Here is a 23,724-nt window from a genome sequence, read left to right on the forward strand (position 1 = left end):
TTTATTTCTGTTTTGGTAGGGTTGTTGATTAGGTTACATTTGTATGAATTCCGTTACACTATTCATTATTAGTGTAATCTAAGGAATGAACCAATGAAGATGAAAAGTGCTGTTGTTAGTATTTATTTTACTATTATATTTCCCGCATTAGCGCAAGAAAGTGAAGAAATAGAAAAAATTAGTATCTATAGTCAAACACCTCTCTCGGGTAGTACAACAAGTGAGCGAAACCTTTTGGCTAGCGTACAAATGATCAAGGGATCAGAGTTAGTACAATCACAAGCCATCTCACTAGCTGAACATATGAAGAATCAACTAGTTAGTTTACATATAAATGATGTGCAAAATAACCCCTTTCAACCTGATGTTCAATACAGAGGATTTACTGCTTCACCCTTATTAGGCTTACCTCAAGGAATTTCGGTATATTTAAATGGTATACGTTTTAATGAGCCTTTTGGTGATACGGTAAATTGGGATTTGATTCCATTAGCGGCACTTGAATCTGTTGCTTTATATTCAGGCTCTAATCCCGCCTTTGGTCAAAATACATTAGGTGGTGCATTAGCGCTACAAACCAAAAACGGCTTTAGTTACACACAAAATGAACTTGATGTACGCTTCGGTAGCTTTGGCCAGAAGCAATTTACAGTACAATCTGGTGGCAATAAGGGTAATTGGGGGTATTATTTTATTGCCAATAAATACCAAGAAGATGGTCGGCGTGATTATTCTGAAAGTGAATTAAAGCAGTTGCTTACTACACTTAGTTATGCGAACAAAGAACATTCTTTTGATATTACTTATGCGGCCAATAAAAATGAATTATTAGGTAATGGTGCTGTACCAGAACAATTGCCGGCGTTGGCAAGTAGAAGTGCTATTTATACACAACCTGATAAAACCGCTAGCCGTTATCAACAGTTAAGTCTTAAAAGCGATAATTTGATAAACGATCAAATGTCGTGGCAGGCAACAGCCTATTACCGCCATAATGAAATCAATAGTATTAATGGCGATGATAGTGACTACGAAGAATGTGAATCAGGCCTACTTTATAGTTTATGCGAAGGAGAGGAAGATGATGAAATGGAAGACGAGGCAGAAACTGAAATAGGGGAGCTAGAGCGAGTTCATTTTGTAGGATATGATGAAGATACATGGTTGAGTGAACTGACTGATATTGATGCTGATTCAATAGATGGTACCTACAATACGGGCTTTACTGATAATAAAAGTTATGGTGCTGCACTGCAATTTGTCAGATTAAGTCATGTTGATACTTCTACATTTATTGGTTCATTTGATAACGAGTTTATTTTTGGTGTAGGAATTGATAAGGCTGATATTGATTTTAGTAGTGATACCGAGTTTGCTATATTGCACAATGACTCGGTCGATGATGATCGTTCGGTCACTGGTATTGGTCTGTTCGATACAGAATCACGGGTTCGTTTAAAGGTAAAAACACAACAAGAATATGCTTATTTTCTTAATACATTTTTTTTGGTGACAAATTTACACTAAATATTGTCGGGCGATATAATCATGCCCATGTGAGTATGCAGGATCAGATAGACAGTGGTGAAGGTTCACTCAATGGTGAACACTATTTTAATCGCTTTAACCCCGCTATTTCAGGTAATTACCAGTTAAACGAATCCACGTTATTTAAACTTAGTTATAGTGAATCTTCAAGGATACCTAGTCCAAGCAGAATTAAGCTGTGCGGATGAAGATGACCCTTGTAAATTACCTAATGGCTTTGTTGCTGATCCACCCCTTGAGCAAGTGGTTGTAAAAACTACAGAAGCCTCTATACATTATAATATTGAAAATTTCTCTGCATTAGCTACTGTATTCTCTACCCAAAGTTATGACGATATTATTTTTCAACAAGCGGGTAATAAATCTAATCAAGGTTATTTTGTTAATCTTGATAAAACTCAACGTCAAGGTATTGAATTAGCACTGTCTACTCAAGTCAGTAAAGTTGACTTCGGTGCTAGTTATAACTTTTTAAAAGCAACATTTGAATCACCTTTCGTTTCTTTTAGCCCTGTAAATCCACTTGGAGCAAATAGACAAGTGAGTAAAGGGGATGAAATTCCTGGTCAACCTAAACATCAAGTCAAGTTTCATGCAAATTGGCAAGTCAATGATGATGTGAATATTGGTACTGAATTTTTATATGCCTCATCTTCTTATTATCGTGGTGATGAAGCGAATGAAAATAAGAAAATTCCATCATATTCGGTGACTAATATATATCTTAACTATCAAGTTAGTGAGCAATTACGCTTATCAGTTAAAGTGGATAACCTCTTTGATCGTCATTTTGAAACCTTTGGTACATATGGTGAAGCAGATGAAGTGTTAGAAGATATCTATCCTGATACTGAGTTTGATGAATATTTTGTAGGGCCGTCACGACCACGCTCGGCAAGCATTAACCTTAACTATCAATTCTAAGGCACCTATTATATCGCGTTAGTTTTAAATGACTCACTTGCCCATCACTTCCTTGCAATAAGCATGATTGGTGAGTGATAGAAAAACAATAAGCTCACTAAAAGAGGAGGTTTGTCATACTAAAGGAGGAAAGTATTGTGCAATAAGTCCGTATAGCATTGTAGTATATTTTATTAAACCTGAGAGTAAGTTGATGTACCAACAATGTTATCGTGCTTTTATACCGTGTTTCGCTTTATCGTTAATTAGCCTTTCAAGTGTTTATTCAAACTTCGCTATTGCAGAAGATAATCAAAAAATAGAACAAACGGATTCTAACGCAACTGAAATTATTGTGGTCACTGGCAGTAAGCAAGCCTCTAGTTTATTGAATGTTTGCCGGTAATATTGATCGTATCTCATCAGAAGATATTGAAACTGTAAATTCGGTTCACCCAAGTGATATTTTGAATCGAGCAACAGGTGTTCATATTCAAACAAATAATGGTATGGAATCGCTTCCTGCTTTGCGTTCACCTGTTTTAACAGGGCCTGGCGCTGCAGGGGCTTTTTTGTTTTTAGAAGACGGCATTGCCACTAGATCGGCGGGCTTTGCGAATAATAATGGCTTGTCAGAGTTAAATTTAGCTCAAGCGGGCAGTGTAGAAATAATTAGAGGCCCTGCAAGTGCTGTTTATGGCTCTAATGCCGTGCACGGTGTGTTAAATGTGTTAACTAAAGCCCCTAGCGATGAAGGCGAAGTCTCGTTATTACTTGGTCCAAATGAAAGGTATCAACTACAGGGTACTGTTGGTCAAGATATGGGGCAACATGGCGTCAGTGGTAATTTTCAAGCAATTGATGATGGTGGATACAGAGATAATAGTGGCTTTAGCTCTTTTAAAGTGAATGGCAGGCATGATTATGAAGAGGGAAAAGACAGTATAAGTACGCTTATTTCAGGCTTTATACTTGATCAAGATACAGCCGGTTTTATTTCATCTGATGATAATGGTGGTGAGTGTTATAGCTCAGATTATAGTGGTAAAAATTTATATAAAGACCGTGATGCGATGGAAAAAAATTGTGATGTGGATGCCTATCGTAAATGGTCATCAGTACGTGTTGCTTCGCATTGGCAGCGTAAATTAAGTGAAGAAACGCAATTGAGTATTACGCCGTATTTTAGATCTAACCAAATGGAGTTTAGTCAGCATTATTTGCCTTCACAAGCAATAGAAGAAAATAGTCACTATAGCTTTGGAGTTACAAGCCAGTATTATTGGAATATTGATCCCAAAGATAGCGGTTGTTATGGGGTTAGACGCCGAGTGGACCAAAGGGGAACTGACACAAACCCAGTTAAAACCTGATACCTTTAGTTATGGTAAAGCACGTCAACAAGGGGTTCATTATGACTATGAGGTTGAAGCATCAACAATAGCGCCCTACGTTCAAGGTGATTGGCAGGTGAACGATGCGTTGAAAATTACCGGTAGTCTTCGTTTTGATACCATTTTATATGACTACGATAATTTAGTGGCCAATGGTACAACAAAAGCTGATGGTAGTAGTTGTGTGAATAATTCTGCTGAAGCTGTTCCTTGCTTATTTTTACGCCCACCGACAGTGATGATCGCTTTAACAATACCAGTACCAAGATCGGTATTAATTACCGCTTAAATAAAGACACGGCATTATTTGGTGCATGGTCTCAAGGCTTTAGAGCGCCACAAACAACAGATTTATATCGTTTGCAAAAACAACAAGTTGTGGGTGAAATTGATTCAGAAGAAATTAATAGTACCGAAGTTGGTGTTCGCGGTGTTAGCGATAAACTTCAGTATGAAGTGGTCATTTATCGTATGACCAAGAATAATTTTTTCTTTCGCGATGCGCAAGGTTTAAACGTAACGGATAGTGAAACATCACATCAAGGTCTTGAGTTAGGTATTAATTATGATATTAGCCACAATCTCAGCTTAGCGGTAAATTATAGTTATGGTCTGCATGAATATGAATCTGACCGTTTAAACAGTGGTGTTATAAAAGGTAATGAGATTGATACGGCACCAAAACATCTTGCTAATACCCGATTAAGTTGGCTACCAACCACTGACACTAAGCTTGAATTAGAGTGGTTACATATGGGCGATTACTACTTAGACCCGGTAACCAATGAACATGAATATGCAGGTCATAATTTGTGGCAATTAAGGGGCAGCTTGCAATTAAATAGTCAGGTTAAATTGTTTGCTCGTGTCGAAAACTTAACCGATGAAAAATATGCTAGTCGTGCTGATTATGCTTTTGATTCTTATCGCTTCTTTGGTGGGCAGCCCCGTGCACTTCATCTTGGTATGAGTGTTAATTTTTGATTCTAATTTGCACTATCAAATTTAATAAAATGAGTAATAGGGTACGGATTAAAACTTAAAAGAGTAACCAACATGAATAAATGTTTTTTTAGCATAGCACTATTTATATTATTATCGCTTCAAGTGCAGGCGCAGCCTACTGTTCGTGTTGGTGTTTTAAAGTTTGGCACCGTTAACTGGGAAATTGATGTGATAAAACATCACCAGTTAGACAAAAAATATCAATTTAACTTAGAAGTAACGCCATTAGCCAGTAAGAATGCATCAGCAGTAGCATTACAAAGTAATGCGGTTGATATTATTCTTACGGATTGGCTTTGGGTAAATCGTCAACGTTTTGAGCAAAAAAACTATACTATTTTTCCAACGTCTATGACAACGGGCGGGTTGTACGTCGCCGCTAATTCAGGTGTTGAGTCTTTAGCAGATCTTAAAGGTAAAAAAATAGGCATTGCCGGTGGTGCTGTTGATAAGAGCCGGTTATTACTTCAAGCTTACAGCCAAAAAAAATATGGACTTGATTTAAAAAAAGAAACTGAACCCACCTTTGCGGTACCCCCGTTGTTAAATCGATTAATGTTGCGAGGAAATTTAGCGGCAGTGATTAATTTTTGGCATTATGGTGCTAGGCTAAAGGCTAAAGGATATAAACAGTTAGTCACCCTACCTGAAATGCCGGAGGCATTAGGGATTGATGCTCAAATACCATTGTTAGTCTGGGTCTTTGATCAAACATGGGCTAATGCAAATGGAGAAGCTTTACATCGTTTTTTACATGCATCCGCAGAGGCCAAGCAACTATTATCTTCTTCTGAAGATGAATGGCAGCGTATTCGTCCCTTGATTAAAGCAGAAAATGACGCTGTATTTAAGACCTTGATAAATGATTACCGTGCAGGTTTGTTATCTCAATTTGGTAGTAAAGAAGTCGAGGCAAGTAAACGCATATTTAACATATTAGCAACGCAAGGTGGTAGTGCATTAGTGGGTAATGCGACAGCATTACACGAAGGCACATTTTGGCAGAGTAACTTATTGGATAGTAACTTATCTGTATACCCAAAGGCTGATTAATGAGTTTTTTTCTTTTTAAAAATTTTATTGAATCACAAAGTAAGGTAGAAAAACATCTTATAAGGAGAGGTACTTCCGTTATGGGAATTTCTAAAGAGTTATTTTCCTTTTTATTGACAAAACTTTCGATTATTACTTTTTTTGCTCTGTCGTGGCAAGGAGCGTCTTGGGCACTAGACAGCTCAGATTTCCCCTCGTTGTTCGCCGTGATCAACAGTTTACAGTTTCACCTCAATGAAGGGGAAATGATAACTAATCTTCTGATCACTTTACGGCGCGTGCTATTGAGTTTTACTATTGCTATGTTGCTCGGCGGTATTATTGGAATTTTAATGGGGGTAAATGCATGGTTAAATAAACTCACCGACTCTTTACTTATTGTTCTGCTTAATATACCCGCGTTAGTCACTATTTTATTATGTTACATTTGGATTGGTTTAGTTGAAGCGGCAGCGATTGCGGCAGTAGTGATTAATAAAGTACCCACGGTTGTTGTGATGATAAGAGAGGGCGCTCGAACCGTTGATCAGGATTTATTAGCAGTGGCTAAAGTTTACCAATTGTCACCCCGAGCTACTTTTTTTAAGGTGTTCTTACCGCAACTTTATCCCTATATTATTGCCTCTGCTCGCTCTGGTTTATCTTTAATCTGGAAAATTGTTTTAGTGGTTGAGTTGCTAGGGCGAAGTGATGGGGTAGGCTTTGCGCTGAATACACTATTTCAGTTTTTTGATATTGCCGGAATTCTTGCTTATACCCTCGCTTTTGTTTTGATTGTTTTGCTTATTGAAATACTCTTTTTTAAACCTTTTGATAAACTGGTCGCAAGAGGAAATCATTTTGATTGAATTGAATGTCGCTATTAAAAATAAGCATTATACTAATAATAATGTTAATCGTAATAACACAGTGTTAGCGCAGGTAGATTTTAGTGTAGAACGCGGTGAATTTGTTGCTATTATTGGCCCTTCTGGGTGTGGAAAAACTACATTACTTAATATGATCAGTGGCATTGAAAAATGCGATGGACACCTCATTACTTACGATAAGAATGATGAAAAAAAGCAAGAACCCTATCGTGTTGGTTATATTTTTCAACAGCCCAGGTTAATGCCTTGGCTTACAGTTAGAGAAAATATAGCGTTAGTTTTACAATCAAACCAGTATGATCAAATTGAACTTTTACTCACTCAAGTGGGGTTAGCAGGCAAAGGAGAATATTTTCCACGTCAGCTGTCCGGCGGTATGCAACGGCGAGTGAGCATTGCGCGTGCTTTTGCGATAAACCCACATTTATTATTATTAGATGAACCTTTTAATTCCCTCGATGCACCAACAGCTAACCGATTAAGACAATTGTTAATAGATTTGTGCAAACAAAGAGGGACTACGGTTGTCTTTGTCACTCATGATTTACAAGAAGCTATTTATTTAGCTGATCGAATACTTTTTATGAGTGATTCACCTGGTAGTATTATTCATCAGTGTAATGTAGATATACCTAAACCACGCCAAGAATCGGGCGTGTCTGAGTTAAAATGGCAGATGCAACTGATGACAAGGTTTCCAAAGATTACTCTCTGGAAAATTGACTAGCGGCTAAAACACATTTCTTTTTTACCTCCTTCTTGCTCCTACTAAAGCATTAAGCTTTTTGTTTACGCCTAAAGCACAGCTAATTTGGCTAAGTCGACTGATTCTATTTAGGTAACGTTATTTTTATGATGTTTGAACACTAATAACGATAAAACAGGATGCATGAAAATGACTAAACGATTTAAAATAAGCTTAATCACAGCAACATTGGCTATGGCGGCATTTAATGCGAGTGCCGCTGTTGAAATATATAACAACGACGGTATGACATTCAGTACTGATGGCCTAGTTAATGTATTTTATTCTAACAGTTCTGTTGATGAAACGGATGCCGCAGGTGTTGAATCAGATCATTCACAATCACGTGTTCGTACAGGCTTCTTACCGAGCAATATAGGCTTTAATTTCGGTAAACAGCTAGATGACATGAAAATATCAATGCGCTCTTCATTTTGGGTTTCTCTAAGTGATTCGGATAATAGCCGTGATGCATCACCTGCTGATTTGGGGACAGGTTCATTAATTGATGTTCGTCAGTTTTATGCTACGGTCAGTGGAGGTTGGGGGGAAGTATTATTAGGTAAGGATTTTGGTTTGTATAACCGTGCTAATATACTAGGTGATGAATTATTGCTAGGTTTTGGTCAAACGTCAGAATTTTTTGGTTTAGTTGATGGTGGTAATGTGTCATTTGGTAACATAGCTACAGGTTATACATATCCTTTCCCCAAAGCACAGATCACTTATAGAACACCCGATATGAACGGTTTTAAACTTGCCATTGCCGTGATGGATCCTAATAAGGTTGCGGCTAACTCAAATGAAGATTTACCCCGTTTTGAAGCTGAGTTAATGTATAACACTTCTTTTGATAATGGTTCGGTAAAAGCTTGGGTTAGTGGTGTTACACAATCAAGTGAAGTTAATGATGTAGACCAAGATCAGTCTGGTGTTGGCTATGGGGTAAATGTTAAGTTTTCTGGCTTATCATTAACTGCTTCTGGTTATAGCTCGGAAGGCTTGGGTCATGTGGCAGGTTTAGATCAGTTTGTTGGCCCTGACAGCATAGAATCAGAGGGGTATTTAGTACAAGCGGCATACACATTAAATGATAACCGTTTTGTATTAACCTATGGTGAATCTGAAACTAAAAACTCTGGTAATGTTGAGGCTGTTGGTATTGTGGGTGATGCGGTCCATAGTAATACGGGATTTGCTTATTTCAGAACAGTTCGTCCTGGTTTAACTGCGGTAGTTGAATACAATAATACTGAAGTGGATGCCTCTAATTCGTTGGTTGCAGAAGATAATAACACTATCTCAATTGGTGCAGTGGTAACTTTTTAAAGGTAAATGACAGTTTAAACCAATGTAAGTAGCAGAAAAGATACTTCTGCTACTTACAAAATCAAAAAATTGTATACCTAAAGATGAGTTTTCTACAACTATAGGAGGGTTACTTAATCCTGAGTAATTTGCTAAGGTAAATCAGTTATTCATTTTACGGTAGTTGGTTTATGTACAAAATTTTGGTTGCAGATGATCATCCATTATTTCGAGATGCCATTGTTAATATTATCGGCATTAAATTTCCCGGTTCTACTACATATGAAACAGAAGATATTGAATCAACGCTTGTCTGTGTTCAAGAAAATGATGAAATTGATTTGATATTGTTAGATCTGAACATGCCAGGTATGTCGGGTCTTAATGGTTTGCTTGATTTACGCAATAAATGTCCGACAACACCTATCGTTATTGTGTCAGCAGAACAAGAAAAACAGAAAATATTACAAACGCTCTCCTATGGCGCTGTAGGCTTTATTGCTAAGTCATCTTCAAAAGAAATAATTGGCGAAGCAATCGAAAGTGTGTTTCAGGGGAATATGTATCTACCCTCGGATATCATGCGCGCCCAAGCTAATGTTGCAACCACTAAAAAAGAATTTGAAGCATCACCTGAAAATATCGCTTTACTTACCCGTCGGGAATTAATCGTGCTACAACACCTGATTAAAGGTGAGGCAAATAAAGAAATTGGTTTTAATCTACATATTTCAGAAACTACCGTTAAGTCGCATGTTTCGTCTATTCTTAAAAAACTCGGCACCTCTAATCGAGTAAAAGTTGTACTGGGTTGTAGTAACATAGATTTTAATCAATATTTAAAACGCTAATGTTCTTTGCTACCATGTGTTTTTATTTGAATTTTAGTATTCACTGGCCATAAAAACATGACAGAAAAATTACCGATTTCAATCGATATTAATGAGTCGTTATTACAGCAATTTACTAAAATATCCTCGGTAAGTCGTAAACTTGAAGCCCAGTTTAATTTTCAAACGATGGTTGCTAATTGGTATGGTGACGAATACAACCTTTGGTTTGTTCGTTTATGTATAGAAACGCCTTCAAGTTTTGAAGCCCAAAAAAAATATCGATCAAATCATACCGTACAAAATTATAGTGATGATGTTTTTAGTTATTTTGATAAGGCTGAAAATGAGCAAATATTAATGTGTTATATTGCCATTACCGAGTCTGAGCTAACAATGTTAACTCAACAAAGCAAATTATTAGCAGGCTTTCTGAGCGTTAAACTACAAAAAACACTTAATTTAATAGCTAAGCAATTAAGCTTAGGTGTTATACCAACCTAACAAACTATGTGATCATTTCTACTTGCCAAAATCACCAACTAGATCGTTATTTAATAATTAGAACAACTCGTTATTGAAATAAATACCTTGTATTTGGAAAAATTCTCTACGTATAAAATAGATCACTTAATTAATGAAACTGGTATTATTTAATTAATATCCATATTGAACTGTTTGAAAAAACTAGGTGATTATGTCAATAAGCCGCGCCCGACTTGATCGTGTTATTAGCGAAAAGTGTGCAATTAACCGAAAAAAGTCCGCCTTTTATTAGCACAGAAACGCATTACAGTGGACGGTGTTATTGCAAGCGATATTGCCCAAACCAGTGAACAAGTTTTCAGTAATATCACTAGATAATACTATTATTCAACAACAAACCCCTTTATACATCATGCTTCATAAACCGGTAGGTGTTGTTTGTGCAACTAAAGATGACAAGCACAATACGGTGATCGACTTATTAGGGGCTTCATTTACAGGCGATGAAAAAGCTAGTTTGCATATAGTTGGGCGATTAGACTTAAATACGTCAGGATTGGTTTTACTTACTAATGATAGTCGTTGGTCTGAATACTTAACATCGCCATTAAGTAAAGTGCCTAAACAGTATATAGTGACGTTGAAAAACCCGTTAACTGAAGATTATATTCAAGCTTTTTCACAAGGAATGTACTTTGCTTTTGAAGACATAACAACCAAACCTGCTACGTTGAAGATTATTTCGCCTTATCAAGCTGAAGTTACTTTAATGGAAGGTCGATATCATCAAATAAAAAGGATGTTTGGCCGTTTTAATAATCCTGTTATCGCTTTGCATCGTATATCAATAGGAAACTATGTCTTGGATGAAAGTTTGCGAGTAGGGGAAAGCAGAACGATCAGCCTAATTGATCTCAACTTGGTTTAAGAGGTTTTTAACTAATTGAAAATAATGTTTAATTTTTATCTGCTCACTATAGTGAGATAGTTTTGCTACTTTAGTCCGCAATTTAGTCCGCAAAATATGCAAGGAAAATTTATACGTCAATATCTGGTCTGTTTTATTACCAAATATAAGGCGTGATTGTACATTACCTAGGCTTTATTTGGCAGTTTACGAACAAATAATAACGATTAACATTACTTTGTTATATACTGCAATTAACATATAACTTTTACATAAAATAATTAAGTACTTAACAACATGAAACTTTCTTTATGCACCGCTTTTGGTTTGACATTTATCTTAATGGGTTGTTCTAGTAGTAATGATGCTTGTGAAGATGTCACTTTAGCGTCAGAACAAATTCAACAGTGTCAAATTTTACAACGTCAAATTGTTAACGCTAAAGGGCAACCATTAATTCGTACCGAACTTGAGCGTAGATATCAACAAGACTGTATTGATGTTCGCTATTATCGTGATGAAAAACAACAGGCTATTTGCGGTAATAAACATAAAACAGAAGAAATTAAAAAGAAAATGAACACAGAATCGAATAATCATTAGTCCATTTTATTGCTTATCAGGTTGGTTTTTATGAATTAGAGTGACTAAAGTGGATTTTTTTGTAATAAAAGTTCATTATGATCGTCTGGAAGATTTATGCAGTTAAATTACAAGAAGTAGTTGAGATGGTGATTTTTATTTATGACTAATGCTCAGTCCAAAAAATTTAGGGACACTATTGTAGACAATAAAAAAGCACAAGAACATGATGCTAAGTTATTAATGTTGCAAGATAAATATGACAATCTACAATTGCGTTATAGTGCTTTGTTTAATTTAAATCGCTTATCTCAAGAGTGTGATGATTTAAACTATTTTTATCCTCAAGTGCATAGTACTATTCGTTCATTAATGACCGCCGAAAACTTTTTCATTGTGACTTATGATCAAACTTTTTCAACATTAGAGTTTGTGTATTATGTTGATGAAAAAGATGAAGGTCCTGTTGGTATTATTGATTATCATGAATACGAAGGTTCCTTTACGTCGTTAATTATAGATTCAGCGCAGCCTTTATTAATAACACCTGAGCTAGTAAGTAAATTACAAAAAAATGGTAAAATAAAACAATATGGAACCGGCGGTACCGACTGGTTGGGCGTGCCACTATTACACAATGATTTAGTCATTGGCGTGATGGTGGTACAAAGTTATACCGAAGAAACCCGCTATTCAGAACAAGAATTAAACATGCTAACTTTTGCGGGGCAGCATGTTGTAGGTGCCATGGTTCGTTTGCAAGATAAAGAACGTTTAACCAGTGCTGTAAATGCCCGCACGCAAGAGTTAATGGCACAAATTCGTGAACGCGAAAAGTCAGAATTATTACAAGAATCATTATATCGTATTTCAGAATTAGCGAATGATGCCACTTTGATATCAATGTGTTTTATTCGAAAGTGCATAATATCGTGGGGCAATTGATTAATGCGACCAACTTTTTTATTGCTAAATATAGTCAAGATGACGACACCATAGAATACGTTTATGTTGTCGATGAAGAGTCAAGCAATTCTGATTCTCAGCAATTTTTTCAAACAAGAAAATTATCGAATCATTATTCTGAACTCGTTATTCGTCAACAACGAACAGTTTTGTTATCGAAAGAAGATATGAAACACCTATATGAAAGTGGTCAAACGCGAAAACCGACCTCTAACGAGCATTCATGGCTAGGTGTTCCGCTAAAATATTCAGGTGAATTGTTAGGCGTGATGGTTATTCAAAGTTATACACCGCAAACTAGCTATAACCAAGAAGATGCTGAATTACTTAATTTTGTTTCGAATCATGTGTCCTCTGCAATTAAACGTCGTGAAACCTCTGATATAGAAAGACAAAGTCATGAATTATTAGAGCAGCAAGTTAAATTAAGAACGTTAGCCTTAGAAGAAGAAATAATACAACGTAAAGAAGTTGAAAAGAAACTTAAGCACACAGCATCACACGATAGTTTAACGGGCTTACCTAATAGAGGCGTATTTGTTGATTTATTGAATCATGCTATCGCTTGTAATAAACGTAAACCAGAGTTGTCTTTTGCCATATTATTTTTGGATTTAGATCGTTTTAAAGTAGTGAATGATAGTTTAGGTCATCATGCCGGAGATACTTTATTAAAGTTAATTGCCCATGAACTTTTGGGTATTTTGCGTAATAAAGATACTGTTGCAAGATTAGGAGGAGACGAATTTGTCATTTTAATCGAGGATCTTGATTCTGACAAAGAAGCCTTTGAAATTGCAAAGCGAATTACCGAGCTATTAAAAGAGCCCTTTGTCATAAATAATCAATTGGTGTTTACAGGTACAAGCATTGGTATCCTGTTTAGTGACGAACGTTATGATGACGCTGATACTATGCTAAGAGATGCTGATACGGCAATGTATCATGCAAAAGATAGTGGTAAAGGCCGTTATGAAGTATTTGATGCGAGTATGCATCAAAGAGTGCAGAATGCCTTGACACTCGAGGCCGATATTAGAGAAGCAATTGAAAGAGAAGAATTTGTTCCTTACTACCAACCGATACTTAAACTCGAAAATGAAGAGATAAGAGGTTTTGAAGCGCTCGCACGATGGCCTAGTGATAAACGTGGCTTTGTTTTTCCAGATGAGTTTATTCCGTTAGCTGAAGAAACTAATTTGGTACAGTCGATAGATTTTCAAATAATGAAAAAATCATGCCAAAGAACTTAAAGTATGGCAAGAAACCCTGTCTCGGCACGATCTATATGTTAGCTGTAACTTATTTTGTAATCAGTTTTTTAGTCCTACGTTACCCAGTGATATTGAAAATATTTTGATCGAAACAGGAATAAAACCCGAGCATTTAAGAGTTGAGTTAACAGAACGAGCGCTGTTGGAAAATACAGAAATAGTGTTAGCTAATATGAAAGCATTAAAGCGTTTAGGGGTAAAAATATTACTTGATGATTTTGGTACAGGTTATTCAAGTTTAAGTTATTTACACCGTTTTCCAATTGATGTGTTGAAAATAGATCGATCGTTTATCAATAATGTACATGAACATGAAAACAATCGAGCAATTATCAAAACTATTGTTGATTTAGCTACCAACCTAAATATGGCAACCGTAGGTGAAGGGATAGAAAATGCAGAAGACGCTAAACTCCTTCAAAAAATGGATTGTGCCTATGGACAAGGTTTTTACTATGCCAAACCTATGCCTGCTAGTGAAATGGAACGCTATATCACACGTAAAGAATAGCGCGCGTCAAGAATAACGCTGAAATTACAGGCGTTTACTAATTGAAACTAAATAGTAAATTCAGCAATGGTAATCTGTTTTTCAATACTCTTGCCCTGACGGTAAAGTTTAAAGGTCAGTACAGTATTTGGACTTGTTTCTGCAACAATATCTAATGCTTGTACAATACTATCAATAGATTGTTCTGAAATTTGATATATAACATCTCCTGCTTGAATTCCTCCCAATTGAGTGGGCTATTAGGATTGACTGACTCTACTACTATCCCTTTAGTATCGGTTAAATAGCGAGTTGCAGAAATACCTAACCAACCACGAACCACCCGGCCATTTTCAATAATTTGTTGCATTATTTTAGCAGCTAATTTGTAGGGTACAGCAAAGAAAATACCTTGAACATTGAGTTGTGGAGTAGACTCAGTAAACTTTCTTGAATTTATCCCAACTAATACTCCGTTTGTGTTGATTAAAGCCCCACCAGAATTACCATTATTGATTGCCGCGTCCATTTGTAAAAAATTTAAATAACTAGTATTACTTAAGCCACTACGACCAGTAGCACTGATAATACCCTGGGTTACTGTTTGGCCTAAATTTAGTGGGTTTCCTATAGCGAGAACAATATCACCGGCCAAAGGTTGTTGATTTTCATTTTGTGGAATAGAAGGCAAATTGTTTGCGTTGACTTTTAAAACTGCCAAATCGGTAACTTGATCAAAACCAATTAACTGAGCGGGAAATTGTAAACCACTTTGCAATACAACATGTATAAGATCTGCATTTTGAATGACATGTAGATTTGTTAAAATATACCCATTAGGATTCATTATGACGCCAGAGCCTAACGTGGTGCTTTTTCTTGCTTCTCTACCATAGCCTAAGCTAGGTACAATATCTTCAGAATAAATATTTACTACTGCAGGGTGGCTATACTGACGGCTTTTGCAAAAGATAATGGTGGAGGAGATTTCTGCTCTGAACTCAATAACTGTTTAATGAGTGCATTTTCATTTAAATTGGGTTCAAGTAACAACAAAGCAACCGCGAATAACACCCCGTAACTGATTGAGTGTAAAATATATTTTAATGTTTCTTTTAATTTCAAATGAGGTTCCAGTACGGTAGTTATTGCAATGATAGTGTCTTGTTTTTATTCCTTGAGTTTAGCATAAAAGTTAAGGCTAAGAAGTACCCCTGAAAATAAAAAGGCTAGTTTTCACTAGCCTTTTGGGTGTAATTTAAGCGTACAATAGAAATATTTATCGGATCATTAAGTATTGAGAGTAATTGTCACGAATAATATTTAAAGCAAAAACACCTTCCTTATCTTTTAAATAAGTACGTAAATCAGCCACATTATTGATACGAGTGCGGTTTATACCTGTAATTAAATCGCCTGATTGTAACCCCACTGCCTGCCGGAGAGCCGTCTTTTACTTCACTAACGATAACGCCCTCATTATTACTTTTATTTTCTAGTTTAGCGCCTTCAAACATACGATGAATCGAGGCAGCAGCAACATTACTTCCTTGTGATTGTTTTAATTTCACATCAAAAGCTTTTTCTTTGCCATTGCGCACAATAGTCAATTCCACTTCTTTTCGGCGCCAATTGAGCCTATTTTTCCGCGTAACTCATTGAAGGTTCTTATAGATTTACCATTTATTTTAGTAATCACATCACCAGGCTCAATGCCTGCTTCATCGGCTGCTGAATCAGGCATAACTTGTTCAATAAAGCCGCCTTGGTTTGTATCTAACTCCATTGCTTTGGCTAGTTCACTTGTCACACTACGACCTGAAACACCTAATACACCTCGGTGAACTTCGCCAAACTCAATAATTTGTTTAACCAAGTTATGCATCATGTTGCTTGGAATAGCAAAGCCAATACCTATATTACCCCCATTAGGTCCTAGAATAGCGGTATTTATACCTATTAACTCGCCGCGTAAGTTCACTAACGCCCCGCCAGAGTTACCACTATTTATGGCGGCATCTGTTTGAATAAAATCTTCATAGTCTTCAATGTTTAAACCGCTACGACCTAATGCGCTAACAATACCTGAAGTGACCGTTTGACCTAAGCCAAATGGACTGCCAATAGCGATAGCAAAATCACCTACACGCAATTTATCTGAATCAGCGATTTTAATTTCCGTCAATTCATCCGCGTCAACTTGCAACAAAGCAATGTCGCTATCAGCGTCTGAGCCTAATTTTTTCGCTTCAATCTGGCGACCATCTTTGAGTGTGATTAGAATTTCATCGGCTTTTTCGATCACATGGTTGTTGGTGACAATATAGCCTTCTTTCGCATTAATAATAACACCAGAGCCTAAACCCCGAAAAGGGCGTTGGTGTACTTGATTGGGGTTTTGACTTCGATTGCCAAAAAAACGAAAAATCTCAGGAATGTTTTGTTTTACTTCATGAGTTCCTTTTACTGCAATACTGACAACCGCGGGCGTTGATTTTTCAAGCATTGGTGCAAGACTTGGCATTGCTTTGTCGTCAACACTGCTTGGCCAAATTGAATAAGCGTGTGCATCAATTGGAATGAGTGAACTAGAAAGTAATGCTGCGCTAAGAAAAGCGGATAATGAGATGGTTGATAATTTTTTCATATGGAAGAATTCTCCTGAAACTAAATTTAATTAATTTAATAAAATATACCTCAAAATAGACTAAGCAAAACACCTTTGGTTCACAAATGCCCTATGGGCATTTGTAACACTATATTTCTGATTCATAAGGATAAGTACATAGGCGTTAATTAGCCGATGACGTATCTTGTCTTTTTTGATCAATAAATAAACCACTTGCTTCACCAGAATAATCTAACGGTGCTTGGGTTGTTGACTCTTCGGGTTTAACGATACGTTTCGGGTGTCTTAAACCTGCCGTTTGCGCTAATTGATCTTGTGTTTCTTGTGAAAAGAAAGGCATGCCGTCAATGTCGTTTGTGGTTACTCGTTGTAATAATTGTGTACTTTCTTCCATTTGTTTCATTGCGGTTTGACAAGTACTGTTCATTTGCTCTAACAAACTTGCTGAGCTTGCTAAGTGATCTGCCACATCCAATTTGTATTGAGATAAGGCCGCTTCACTCTTACTAACTTGCTCAGATAACTTACGTCGCTCTTGGTTTGAAGAAGACAAAAAATGATTAGCAAAAAAACCAATTACTGCGCCCACGATAAAAATGATTAATGCGCTTACAACTGTCATAGGATTACCTTAAGTGTATTGAAAATGAAATTTGTGATTAATTAATTCAGATATAGTTTACAATAATATAATGCCAACGTAGTTTTGTGTAGTTATAACTGCTTATATCAATAAAATATGTGGCAATTTATCTTTTTCAAGTAACAACAACAAGCCAAATATGGTTCACGCATGATTAAACTTTCTCCTATTAATAAATACAAACAAGATTTAACAAAAGACGATTTTATTTTTGATGCTGCTCAGGAAAATGCGGTTTTACATTTACAAAGGCTTTATGAAGATTTACAAACTAAACCTATTGAAGTGTCTAGTTTTAAAAAAGTATTGAATCGATGGAAAAAAGTCTATAAAAAACAAGATGAAAAACCTATTAAAGGGTTATATTTTTGGGGGGAGTCGGCAGAGGTAAAACCTATTTGGTTGACACGTTTTACGACTGTCTCCCTTTTGAAAATAAGATGCGTGTTCACTTCCATCGGTTTATGCATAGAGTGCACCAAGAGCTTAAAGCGTTAACGGGAAAATCAGATCCTTTAAAAATTATTGCTAAAAAGTTTGCTCAGGAAACGCGCATAATTTGTTTTGATGAATTTTTTGTGTCAGATATCACTGACGCTATGATATTAGGAACTTTGTTTGAAGAATTATTTGCTCATAAGGTGATACTGGTGGCTACTTCAAATATCATTCCTGATCAATTGTATCGTAATGGTCTGCAACGCGAACGTTTTTTACCTGCAATTAAATTAATCAATGAAAACACAGAAATTGTTAATGTTGATAGTGGTGTTGATTATAGATTACGTACGTTAGAGCAAGCCGAAATATATCATTATCCACTCGATCAGCGAGCTAATGATAATTTGCAATTTTATTTTAAACAGCTTGCTTATGAAGAAGGTAAACAAGGTGTAGATATTGAAATAAATAACCGAAAGTTGCCAACAGTGTGTGTTGCTGATGGTGTTATCTTTTTAGAATTCTCAGTACTTTGTGAAAGTGCTCGTAGCCAAAGTGATTACATGGAAATTAGCCAACTTTATCACACTGTATTGCCGGCCAATGTAAAACAAATGGGACGAGAAAGTGATGACAGTACTCGACGTTTTATTGCGTTAGTAGATGAATTTTATGAACGCAATGTGAAACTTATTATGTCAGCCGCTATGCCGTTAGAAGAGCTATATTGTGGGGGAATTTAGCGTTTGAATTCAAACGCTGTCTAAGTCGTTTACAGGAAATGCAATCACACGATTACTTAGCTAGTGAACATTTGCCGTAGAGAAGCTACGAGTAGCGAGTGGCATAGCCCAAAAAGGATATCTCGTAACTCGTAATTTTCCTTTAACGTCACTTAATTTAATACATCAATGTATAAAGTTTACGACGGTATTTATTGGCTAAAGCGTCACCATCGGGCAGTGCTTTAAGCACATCTAAAAATAGTGTTTTGCTTTTATCTTTAGTTTGCTCATCACCGACTTGAACTAATCGGAATAACATTTTCAAGGCATCTTCATAACGGTTTACTTGGCTGTATTGGGCGGCAAGTTGATGTTGGATATCTATGTCTGCCGGGTTGCTTGCTAACTTGGCTTCTAGGGTTTGTATTTCAGGGGAATTAGCCGCTTCGTTTGCTAACTCTAATTTTGCTAATAGCCCTTTATAATAACTATCTTGATCTGCCATTTTTATGTTATCAATCAAGATTTTCGCTTCTTGTGTTTTTCCTGTTTGGATATAAACATCAATTAATATTAATTGAATATCCGCGCGCTGATCATCGAGCTGATATGCCTGTAAAATGGCATTTTGTGCCACACTGACATCATTTTCAGCCAAAGCATTTTGTGCTTGAACAACTAATAAATCTTCTTCTTTTGGTAGGTGTTTATCCAAAAAAGTTGCGATAGTCTCGTCTGTTTGAGGACCAGATACCCCATCAAGAGGTTGACCGTCTTTTACTAAAATAGCCGTAGGTAACCCTTGAATTCCAAATTGTTGAGCTATTTGCTGTTGGGTTTCGCAATCAACGGTTGCCATCAGTATTTGCTCAGGAAAAGGCGCTGATTTTGCGGCTAATTTATCTTTTAACTCGACACTTTCAGGAATTTGTTGTGCCCAAAAAGCGACTAACACGAGTTTGTTTTTCGATTCTTCCAACACAATTTGTTGAAAGTTGTCTATGGTAATAGCAATCATATTTGAATTCACTCTTGTTCGATTTACATTGATTAAAGACTAGGCTTGCGGTGGTACAATTATCTAAGCACAAACCATAATAAGCCAAAACCTAAAATTAAACGATAAATAACAAAAGGCATCATGCCCAATTTATTTAATAGGATAAGAAAATAATGAATACAAGCGTAGGCGCTAATAAAAGCAATTAAGCTACCTAAACCAATAGCTTGCCAATCAACACCTTCGGTTGACAATATTAATTTTAGTGTTAAATAGCTACCCGCCATTGCAATGGCAGGGATTGATAATAAAAACGAAAATCGGGCGGCATTATCGCGAGATAAACCCAAAGATTAACCCTATTGTCATGGTAATGCCTGAGCGTGAAGTACCAGGAATAAGAGCGATAGCTTGTGCTAAACCAATAAGCATTGCCCCCTTGAATCCTAACTTTTCTAGTGGTTTGTGTGATGTTCGGTGATTAGCTTTGACATCAGCAAAACCCAATAAAAATCCAAATAAAAGTGTAGTGAGTGCAATCACAAGAGCAGAACGTAAATGCTCCTCAATAAAATCTTTGCCAAGTAAACCGAATAACCCCGCAGGAATAGTAGCGAAGATAATCCACCACGCAAGTTTACCTTCAAAATTAATTTGGTTGTCTGTACTGTTTTTGGTGGACCAATATTTATTGTGCCTAACCAGGCCACAGACATAGCGCCGAGCTCTTTTCGAAAATATAGCATGACGGCTAATAATGTACCTACATGTACTGCAACATCGAAACCTAATCCTTGATCTTGCCACCCTAAAATTTGTGAAGGTAAGATTAAGTGGGCAGAACTAGAAATAGGTAAAAATTCGGTTAAGCCTTGTAATAAAGCCAATATAATGATTTCTAACGTACTCATAGGTATTCTTTATTCCTTTTTATTGTGTTGAATTCCAACAATTTTCCACTATTGTTAGTTGTTGACTAATTTTGTCATAATTTTGCCATAAGGTTTGATAATCAAGCTGTATGATTGGATGAATAAGCTTCGGGGCTATTTCACTGAGTGGCCAAAGAACAAAAGCATTTTTATCAATTTCGTCACGAGGCAATTTGTCTTGGTTTATTGATGATTAAATCATCGTAAAGTAATAAGTCGAGATCGAGTGTTCTAGGACTGAATTTTTTAGCATCAAGGGTGCGACCATAATCAATTTCAATAGCTCGTAATTTCATTACCACTTGTTCCACACTGCATTGGGTGTGTATACCAATAACCATATTGTAAAAGGCATTGCCATTAAACCCTACGGCTTCACTTTCGAACAATGAAGATAAGATTAATTTTTCAAAGGGAATATTGAATGTCTTAGCTAATGCGATAAGACCGTTTCGAACATGATATTCACGTTCAATATTGCTACCCAAAGATATATATATAACCGCCATCAGTTAGTTTGCTTTATTACTGGAGGATTGTTCAAGTTGACCACGTTCAATTTCAACACCAACTGTCGTTGCATTATGCACCGCACCCGGTTTACCTAACGTTAATCGTAACCATGGAATATGAAATTCTGCTCGTAAATAAGCAGCTAATCGTTCTGCTAAGGTTTCTAATAAGTCGACAGGATTTTCATTTGCAAACACCTCAATCGCTTGAGATATTGCAGCGTAATCAAGGGTTTTATCAAGCTCATCGTTTAGCGCAGCTAAGGAAGTATCCCAAGCCATAACCACATCAATAACTAAGGTTTGTTTTATTTCTTTTTCCCATGGGAAGAAGCCAATGGTACATTGAATGGTTAACCCGTTGATAAAAATCTTGTCCATTTGCTACCTGATATCAATAATTACAAAATAAAAAGCGAGTTTACCTGTGCAAGTGTAGAAAAACTAGCAGATAACAAGCTAGAATAGATAAAATAGTTATTTTTATTATAATTCTTATTGTTATGTTGTTATTAATATGTTGTTACTAACGCTTGCTATAATCATTGTTGCTTATTTATTAGGCTCGATTTCAAGTGCTATTATAGTGTGTAGAATGCTAGGCTTGCCTGATCCTCGTACAACAGGATCGAATAATCCTGGTACAACTAACGTGTTAAGAATGAGTAATAAAATAACTGCTGCTACCGTATTATTTCTTGACATAATAAAAGGAACAATACCGGTGTGGGGAGCTTATTTTTTACAAGTAGAGCCATTCTATTTAGGCATTATTGGCGTTGCTGCATGTTTAGGGCACATGTATCCAATATTTTTTGATTTTAAAGGGGGAAAAGCGGTTGCTACCGCTTTAGGGACTTTACTACCTATTGGATTAGGATTGGGTGCTTTATTAATTATCACTTGGATATGCGTAGCAAAATTGACAAAATATTCGAGTTTGGCAGCTATTGTTACGGTTTCATTCGCACCAGTTTATGTGTTTCTTTTAAAGCCGTTGTATGTTTACCCCACCTTAATGTTGAGTGCGTTAATTATATGGCGTCATAAAGATAATATTTCCAGGTTACTTAAAGGGACAGAGAGTAAAATTTCTACCAAATAAAATTAACCCGAAGGCTTTAGAAATACCGAGGTTACTTAAAGTAGCTGACGTAGTTACCTCGGTGCTATGACTGTTTAGACGAGAACTTATTCGCACCTAAATTAATTTATACAGCAGGAAGTGAATCTAAAGACCAACGTGGGCTAGCTTTAAAGGTTAAGTCAGCATGAGTGCCGCCTTTTAAACGTTGTAATCCTGCATAGGCGATCATGGCGCCATTATCAGTACAGAATTCTGGTCTTGGATAAAATACACTACCACCAAGTTTTTTAGTGGTATTCGCTAATTTTTCGCGTAGTGCTGTATTTGCACTAACACCGCCGCCGATCACTAAGCGATTCAAATTTTCTTGTTTTAATGCGCGTTTACATTTTATCGCTAAGGTATCAACCACCGCCTGTTGAAAGGCATTTGCAATATCAGCATGTGTTTGCTTAAGCTCTTCAGCGTTTAACGCTTGTCCTTCCGGAAGTTGACACTCTTTCCGAACCAAGGTACCCGCAGCAGTTTTTAAACCACTAAAACTGAAATCTAAACCTGGGCGATCGGTCATGGGGCGTGGTAATTTGAATCGGCCAACAACACCTGATTCTGCCATTTTTGATAGTGCAGGACCGCCAGGGTAGTCTAATCCTAATAATTTTGCCGTTTTATCAAAGGCTTCACCGGCTGCGTCATCAACAGATTCACCTAATAACTTATATTGACCAATGCCGTCAACGCGAACCAACATAGTATGACCGCCAGAAACAAGCAAGGCTACAAAGGGAAACTCAGGTACATCATCCTCTAACATAGGTGCCAATAAATGCCCTTCCATATGATGTACAGGTACAGCGGGTAAATTCCAACCATAAGCTAAACTTCTACCAATTGAACAGCCAACTAATAGGGCGCCAACTAGGCCGGGGCCTGCCGTATATGCAACACCGTCTAAATCTTGTGGGGTTAAATTCGCTTCCTTTAATACTGCTTTTATTAAAGGGATAGTTTTGCGAACATGATCTCTGGAAGCAAGCTCAGGAACAACACCACCGTAATCAGCATGCACAGCAATTTGGCTATAGAGTTGATGTGCCAATATACCCTCAGGACGATCACCTAGGCCATCATCATAAATAGCAATGCCTGTTTCATCGCACGAGGTTTCGATACCTAAAATTCGCATAAAGTTGATTTTTATTAACAAAAAGTATGACGATTTTACCCGTAGTGATGATGTTTCGCTAGTATATTTACGTAGATAAAGGAATTATCCTTTACATCGCTTAGCACTTAGCAGTAGAATACGGCACCCATTTTTGATAGAGCGGGTGTAGACAAGGTTATTTTAGCTACATAAAGTAGTAAAGCCGAAGTCAAACGCCGATTTATATA

At 36.7% G+C, this 23,724-nt stretch carries 24 protein-coding genes and 5 pseudogenes; 20 read left to right on the plus strand and 9 right to left on the minus strand.

Going from position 1 to position 23,724, the window contains the following annotated elements; all coding sequences use genetic code 11:
• Positions 1 to 93: 93 nt before the first annotated feature.
• The 18 genes and pseudogenes from L3081_RS04555 to L3081_RS26400 all read left to right on the plus strand — a co-directional run bounded on the left by L3081_RS04555 (position 94) and on the right by L3081_RS26400 (position 14,381).
• On the plus strand, positions 94 to 1,527 hold the full coding sequence (locus L3081_RS04555) for a TonB-dependent receptor plug domain-containing protein (protein ID WP_242283802.1): 1,434 nt from the start codon (positions 94 to 96) through the stop codon (positions 1,525 to 1,527).
• 35 nt (positions 1,528 to 1,562) lie between these two features.
• A complete protein-coding gene (locus L3081_RS26395; protein ID WP_274620331.1) occupies positions 1,563 to 1,736 on the plus strand; it encodes a hypothetical protein in 174 nt (57 codons plus the stop codon).
• Positions 1,687 to 2,472, plus strand: coding sequence for a TonB-dependent receptor domain-containing protein (locus tag L3081_RS04560; RefSeq protein WP_242283804.1), 786 nt, complete (start codon positions 1,687 to 1,689; stop codon positions 2,470 to 2,472). The genes L3081_RS26395 and L3081_RS04560 overlap by 50 nt, the downstream gene beginning before the upstream one ends.
• A gap of 193 nt (positions 2,473 to 2,665) precedes the next feature.
• Positions 2,666 to 2,857: a hypothetical protein gene (locus L3081_RS27940; protein WP_338027106.1), complete on the plus strand. Its 192-nt coding sequence runs from the start codon at positions 2,666 to 2,668 to the stop codon at positions 2,855 to 2,857.
• Entirely contained in the window at positions 2,844 to 3,824 is a 981-nt protein-coding gene (locus L3081_RS27945) for a TonB-dependent receptor plug domain-containing protein (RefSeq protein ID WP_338027107.1), read from the plus strand. The genes L3081_RS27940 and L3081_RS27945 overlap by 14 nt, the downstream gene beginning before the upstream one ends.
• Positions 3,766 to 4,134 carry a hypothetical protein gene (locus L3081_RS27950; protein ID WP_338027108.1) on the plus strand — a complete coding sequence of 123 codons (369 nt, stop codon included), beginning with the start codon at positions 3,766 to 3,768 and terminating at the stop codon, positions 4,132 to 4,134. The genes L3081_RS27945 and L3081_RS27950 overlap by 59 nt, the downstream gene beginning before the upstream one ends.
• The gene (locus tag L3081_RS27955) at positions 4,056 to 4,829 is read left to right on the plus strand and encodes a TonB-dependent receptor (RefSeq protein ID WP_338027109.1); all 774 of its coding nucleotides are present in this window, start codon (positions 4,056 to 4,058) and stop codon (positions 4,827 to 4,829) included. The genes L3081_RS27950 and L3081_RS27955 overlap by 79 nt, the downstream gene beginning before the upstream one ends.
• A 72-nt stretch (positions 4,830 to 4,901) precedes the next feature.
• Positions 4,902 to 5,903: an ABC transporter substrate-binding protein gene (locus L3081_RS04570; protein WP_242283805.1), complete on the plus strand. Its 1,002-nt coding sequence runs from the start codon at positions 4,902 to 4,904 to the stop codon at positions 5,901 to 5,903.
• Between the two features lie 80 nt (positions 5,904 to 5,983).
• Positions 5,984 to 6,751, plus strand: coding sequence for an ABC transporter permease (locus L3081_RS04575; RefSeq protein WP_242283807.1), 768 nt, complete (start codon positions 5,984 to 5,986; stop codon positions 6,749 to 6,751).
• Entirely contained in the window at positions 6,744 to 7,499 is a 756-nt protein-coding gene (locus L3081_RS04580; RefSeq protein WP_242283809.1) for an ABC transporter ATP-binding protein, read from the plus strand. Before L3081_RS04575 ends, L3081_RS04580 begins: the two co-directional genes overlap by 8 nt.
• A gap of 168 nt (positions 7,500 to 7,667) precedes the next feature.
• Complete coding sequence (locus L3081_RS04585; protein WP_242283811.1) at positions 7,668 to 8,846, plus strand: porin; 1,179 nt, start codon at positions 7,668 to 7,670, stop codon at positions 8,844 to 8,846.
• Positions 8,847 to 9,016: 170 nt separating this feature from the next.
• Positions 9,017 to 9,676 (plus strand): response regulator, encoded by a 660-nt coding sequence (locus tag L3081_RS04590; protein ID WP_242283812.1) that lies wholly within the window; start codon positions 9,017 to 9,019, stop codon positions 9,674 to 9,676.
• 57 nt (positions 9,677 to 9,733) lie between these two features.
• Positions 9,734 to 10,159 carry a hypothetical protein gene (locus tag L3081_RS04595; protein ID WP_242283814.1) on the plus strand — a complete coding sequence of 142 codons (426 nt, stop codon included), beginning with the start codon at positions 9,734 to 9,736 and terminating at the stop codon, positions 10,157 to 10,159.
• A 193-nt stretch (positions 10,160 to 10,352) separates the two neighbouring features.
• Positions 10,353 to 11,069 (plus strand): annotated as a pseudogene (locus L3081_RS04600) (pseudouridine synthase).
• A 276-nt stretch (positions 11,070 to 11,345) separates the two neighbouring features.
• Positions 11,346 to 11,651 carry a hypothetical protein gene (locus L3081_RS04605; RefSeq protein ID WP_242283816.1) on the plus strand — a complete coding sequence of 102 codons (306 nt, stop codon included), beginning with the start codon at positions 11,346 to 11,348 and terminating at the stop codon, positions 11,649 to 11,651.
• A gap of 141 nt (positions 11,652 to 11,792) precedes the next feature.
• Positions 11,793 to 12,575, plus strand: a complete 783-nt coding sequence (locus L3081_RS04610) for a GAF domain-containing protein (RefSeq protein ID WP_242283817.1) — start codon at positions 11,793 to 11,795, stop codon at positions 12,573 to 12,575.
• Positions 12,563 to 13,849: a bifunctional diguanylate cyclase/phosphodiesterase gene (locus tag L3081_RS04615; RefSeq protein WP_338027110.1), complete on the plus strand. Its 1,287-nt coding sequence runs from the start codon at positions 12,563 to 12,565 to the stop codon at positions 13,847 to 13,849. The genes L3081_RS04610 and L3081_RS04615 overlap by 13 nt, the downstream gene beginning before the upstream one ends.
• 16 nt (positions 13,850 to 13,865) lie before the next feature.
• A complete protein-coding gene (locus tag L3081_RS26400) occupies positions 13,866 to 14,381 on the plus strand; it encodes an EAL domain-containing protein (RefSeq protein ID WP_274620447.1) in 516 nt (171 codons plus the stop codon).
• A gap of 151 nt (positions 14,382 to 14,532) precedes the next feature.
• Here L3081_RS26400 and L3081_RS04620 read toward each other — a convergent pair whose 3' ends face one another.
• The 4 genes and pseudogenes from L3081_RS04620 to L3081_RS04635 form a co-directional block, all read right to left on the minus strand.
• A complete protein-coding gene (locus tag L3081_RS04620; RefSeq protein ID WP_242283819.1) occupies positions 14,533 to 15,207 on the minus strand; it encodes a trypsin-like peptidase domain-containing protein in 675 nt (224 codons plus the stop codon).
• Positions 15,208 to 15,293: 86 nt separating this feature from the next.
• Positions 15,294 to 15,485 carry a hypothetical protein gene (locus L3081_RS04625; protein WP_242283821.1) on the minus strand — a complete coding sequence of 64 codons (192 nt, stop codon included), beginning with the start codon at positions 15,483 to 15,485 and terminating at the stop codon, positions 15,294 to 15,296.
• A 154-nt stretch (positions 15,486 to 15,639) separates the two neighbouring features.
• A pseudogene (locus L3081_RS04630) lies at positions 15,640 to 17,007 on the minus strand (Do family serine endopeptidase).
• 145 nt (positions 17,008 to 17,152) lie between these two features.
• On the minus strand, positions 17,153 to 17,611 hold the full coding sequence (locus tag L3081_RS04635; RefSeq protein ID WP_242283824.1) for a Z-ring associated ZapG family protein: 459 nt from the start codon (positions 17,609 to 17,611) through the stop codon (positions 17,153 to 17,155).
• Between the two features lie 171 nt (positions 17,612 to 17,782).
• Here L3081_RS04635 and zapE point away from each other — a divergent pair.
• Positions 17,783 to 18,896 (plus strand): annotated as a pseudogene (gene zapE / locus L3081_RS04640) (cell division protein ZapE).
• A gap of 77 nt (positions 18,897 to 18,973) precedes the next feature.
• Here the strand turns inward: zapE and L3081_RS04645 are convergent.
• The 4 genes and pseudogenes from L3081_RS04645 to folB all read right to left on the minus strand — a co-directional run bounded on the left by L3081_RS04645 (position 18,974) and on the right by folB (position 21,623).
• Positions 18,974 to 19,828, minus strand: a complete 855-nt coding sequence (locus L3081_RS04645) for a tetratricopeptide repeat protein (RefSeq protein WP_242283826.1) — start codon at positions 19,826 to 19,828, stop codon at positions 18,974 to 18,976.
• A 47-nt stretch (positions 19,829 to 19,875) separates the two neighbouring features.
• A pseudogene (locus L3081_RS28915) lies at positions 19,876 to 20,709 on the minus strand (undecaprenyl-diphosphate phosphatase).
• Positions 20,710 to 20,728: 19 nt separating this feature from the next.
• A pseudogene (gene folK / locus L3081_RS04655) lies at positions 20,729 to 21,239 on the minus strand (2-amino-4-hydroxy-6-hydroxymethyldihydropteridine diphosphokinase).
• Positions 21,240 to 21,242: 3 nt separating this feature from the next.
• A complete protein-coding gene (folB, locus tag L3081_RS04660; protein ID WP_242283828.1) occupies positions 21,243 to 21,623 on the minus strand; it encodes a dihydroneopterin aldolase in 381 nt (126 codons plus the stop codon).
• A 136-nt stretch (positions 21,624 to 21,759) separates the two neighbouring features.
• Between folB and plsY the strand changes: the two genes are divergently transcribed.
• Positions 21,760 to 22,347 (plus strand): glycerol-3-phosphate 1-O-acyltransferase PlsY, encoded by a 588-nt coding sequence (gene plsY / locus L3081_RS04665; protein WP_242283830.1) that lies wholly within the window; start codon positions 21,760 to 21,762, stop codon positions 22,345 to 22,347.
• A 106-nt stretch (positions 22,348 to 22,453) separates the two neighbouring features.
• Here the strand turns inward: plsY and tsaD are convergent, their stop codons facing one another.
• Entirely contained in the window at positions 22,454 to 23,515 is a 1,062-nt protein-coding gene (tsaD, locus tag L3081_RS04670; RefSeq protein WP_242283833.1) for a tRNA (adenosine(37)-N6)-threonylcarbamoyltransferase complex transferase subunit TsaD, read from the minus strand.
• Positions 23,516 to 23,724: the final 209 nt, after the last annotated feature.

This window comes from Colwellia maritima, assembly GCF_022669015.1.
Taxonomy (GTDB): domain Bacteria; phylum Pseudomonadota; class Gammaproteobacteria; order Enterobacterales; family Alteromonadaceae; genus Colwellia; species Colwellia maritima.

Coding starts and splice junctions, on each gene's coding strand:
- L3081_RS04555 (WP_242283802.1), top strand. CDS start 94: ATGAAGATGAAAAGTGCTGTTGTTAGTATTTATTTTACTATTATATTT.
- L3081_RS26395 (WP_274620331.1), top strand. CDS start 1,563: ATGCAGGATCAGATAGACAGTGGTGAAGGTTCACTCAATGGTGAACAC.
- L3081_RS27940 (WP_338027106.1), top strand. CDS start 2,666: ATGTACCAACAATGTTATCGTGCTTTTATACCGTGTTTCGCTTTATCG.
- L3081_RS27945 (WP_338027107.1), top strand. CDS start 2,844: ATGTTTGCCGGTAATATTGATCGTATCTCATCAGAAGATATTGAAACT.
- L3081_RS27950 (WP_338027108.1), top strand. CDS start 3,766: ATGGGGTTAGACGCCGAGTGGACCAAAGGGGAACTGACACAAACCCAG.
- L3081_RS04570 (WP_242283805.1), top strand. CDS start 4,902: ATGAATAAATGTTTTTTTAGCATAGCACTATTTATATTATTATCGCTT.
- L3081_RS04575 (WP_242283807.1), top strand. CDS start 5,984: ATGGGAATTTCTAAAGAGTTATTTTCCTTTTTATTGACAAAACTTTCG.
- L3081_RS04585 (WP_242283811.1), top strand. CDS start 7,668: ATGACTAAACGATTTAAAATAAGCTTAATCACAGCAACATTGGCTATG.
- L3081_RS04590 (WP_242283812.1), top strand. CDS start 9,017: ATGTACAAAATTTTGGTTGCAGATGATCATCCATTATTTCGAGATGCC.
- L3081_RS04595 (WP_242283814.1), top strand. CDS start 9,734: ATGACAGAAAAATTACCGATTTCAATCGATATTAATGAGTCGTTATTA.
- L3081_RS04605 (WP_242283816.1), top strand. CDS start 11,346: ATGAAACTTTCTTTATGCACCGCTTTTGGTTTGACATTTATCTTAATG.
- L3081_RS04610 (WP_242283817.1), top strand. CDS start 11,793: ATGACTAATGCTCAGTCCAAAAAATTTAGGGACACTATTGTAGACAAT.
- L3081_RS04620 (WP_242283819.1), bottom strand. CDS start 15,207: ATGAATCCTAATGGGTATATTTTAACAAATCTACATGTCATTCAAAAT.
- L3081_RS04635 (WP_242283824.1), bottom strand. CDS start 17,611: ATGACAGTTGTAAGCGCATTAATCATTTTTATCGTGGGCGCAGTAATT.
- folB (WP_242283828.1), bottom strand. CDS start 21,623: ATGGACAAGATTTTTATCAACGGGTTAACCATTCAATGTACCATTGGC.
- plsY (WP_242283830.1), top strand. CDS start 21,760: ATGTTGTTACTAACGCTTGCTATAATCATTGTTGCTTATTTATTAGGC.
- tsaD (WP_242283833.1), bottom strand. CDS start 23,515: ATGCGAATTTTAGGTATCGAAACCTCGTGCGATGAAACAGGCATTGCT.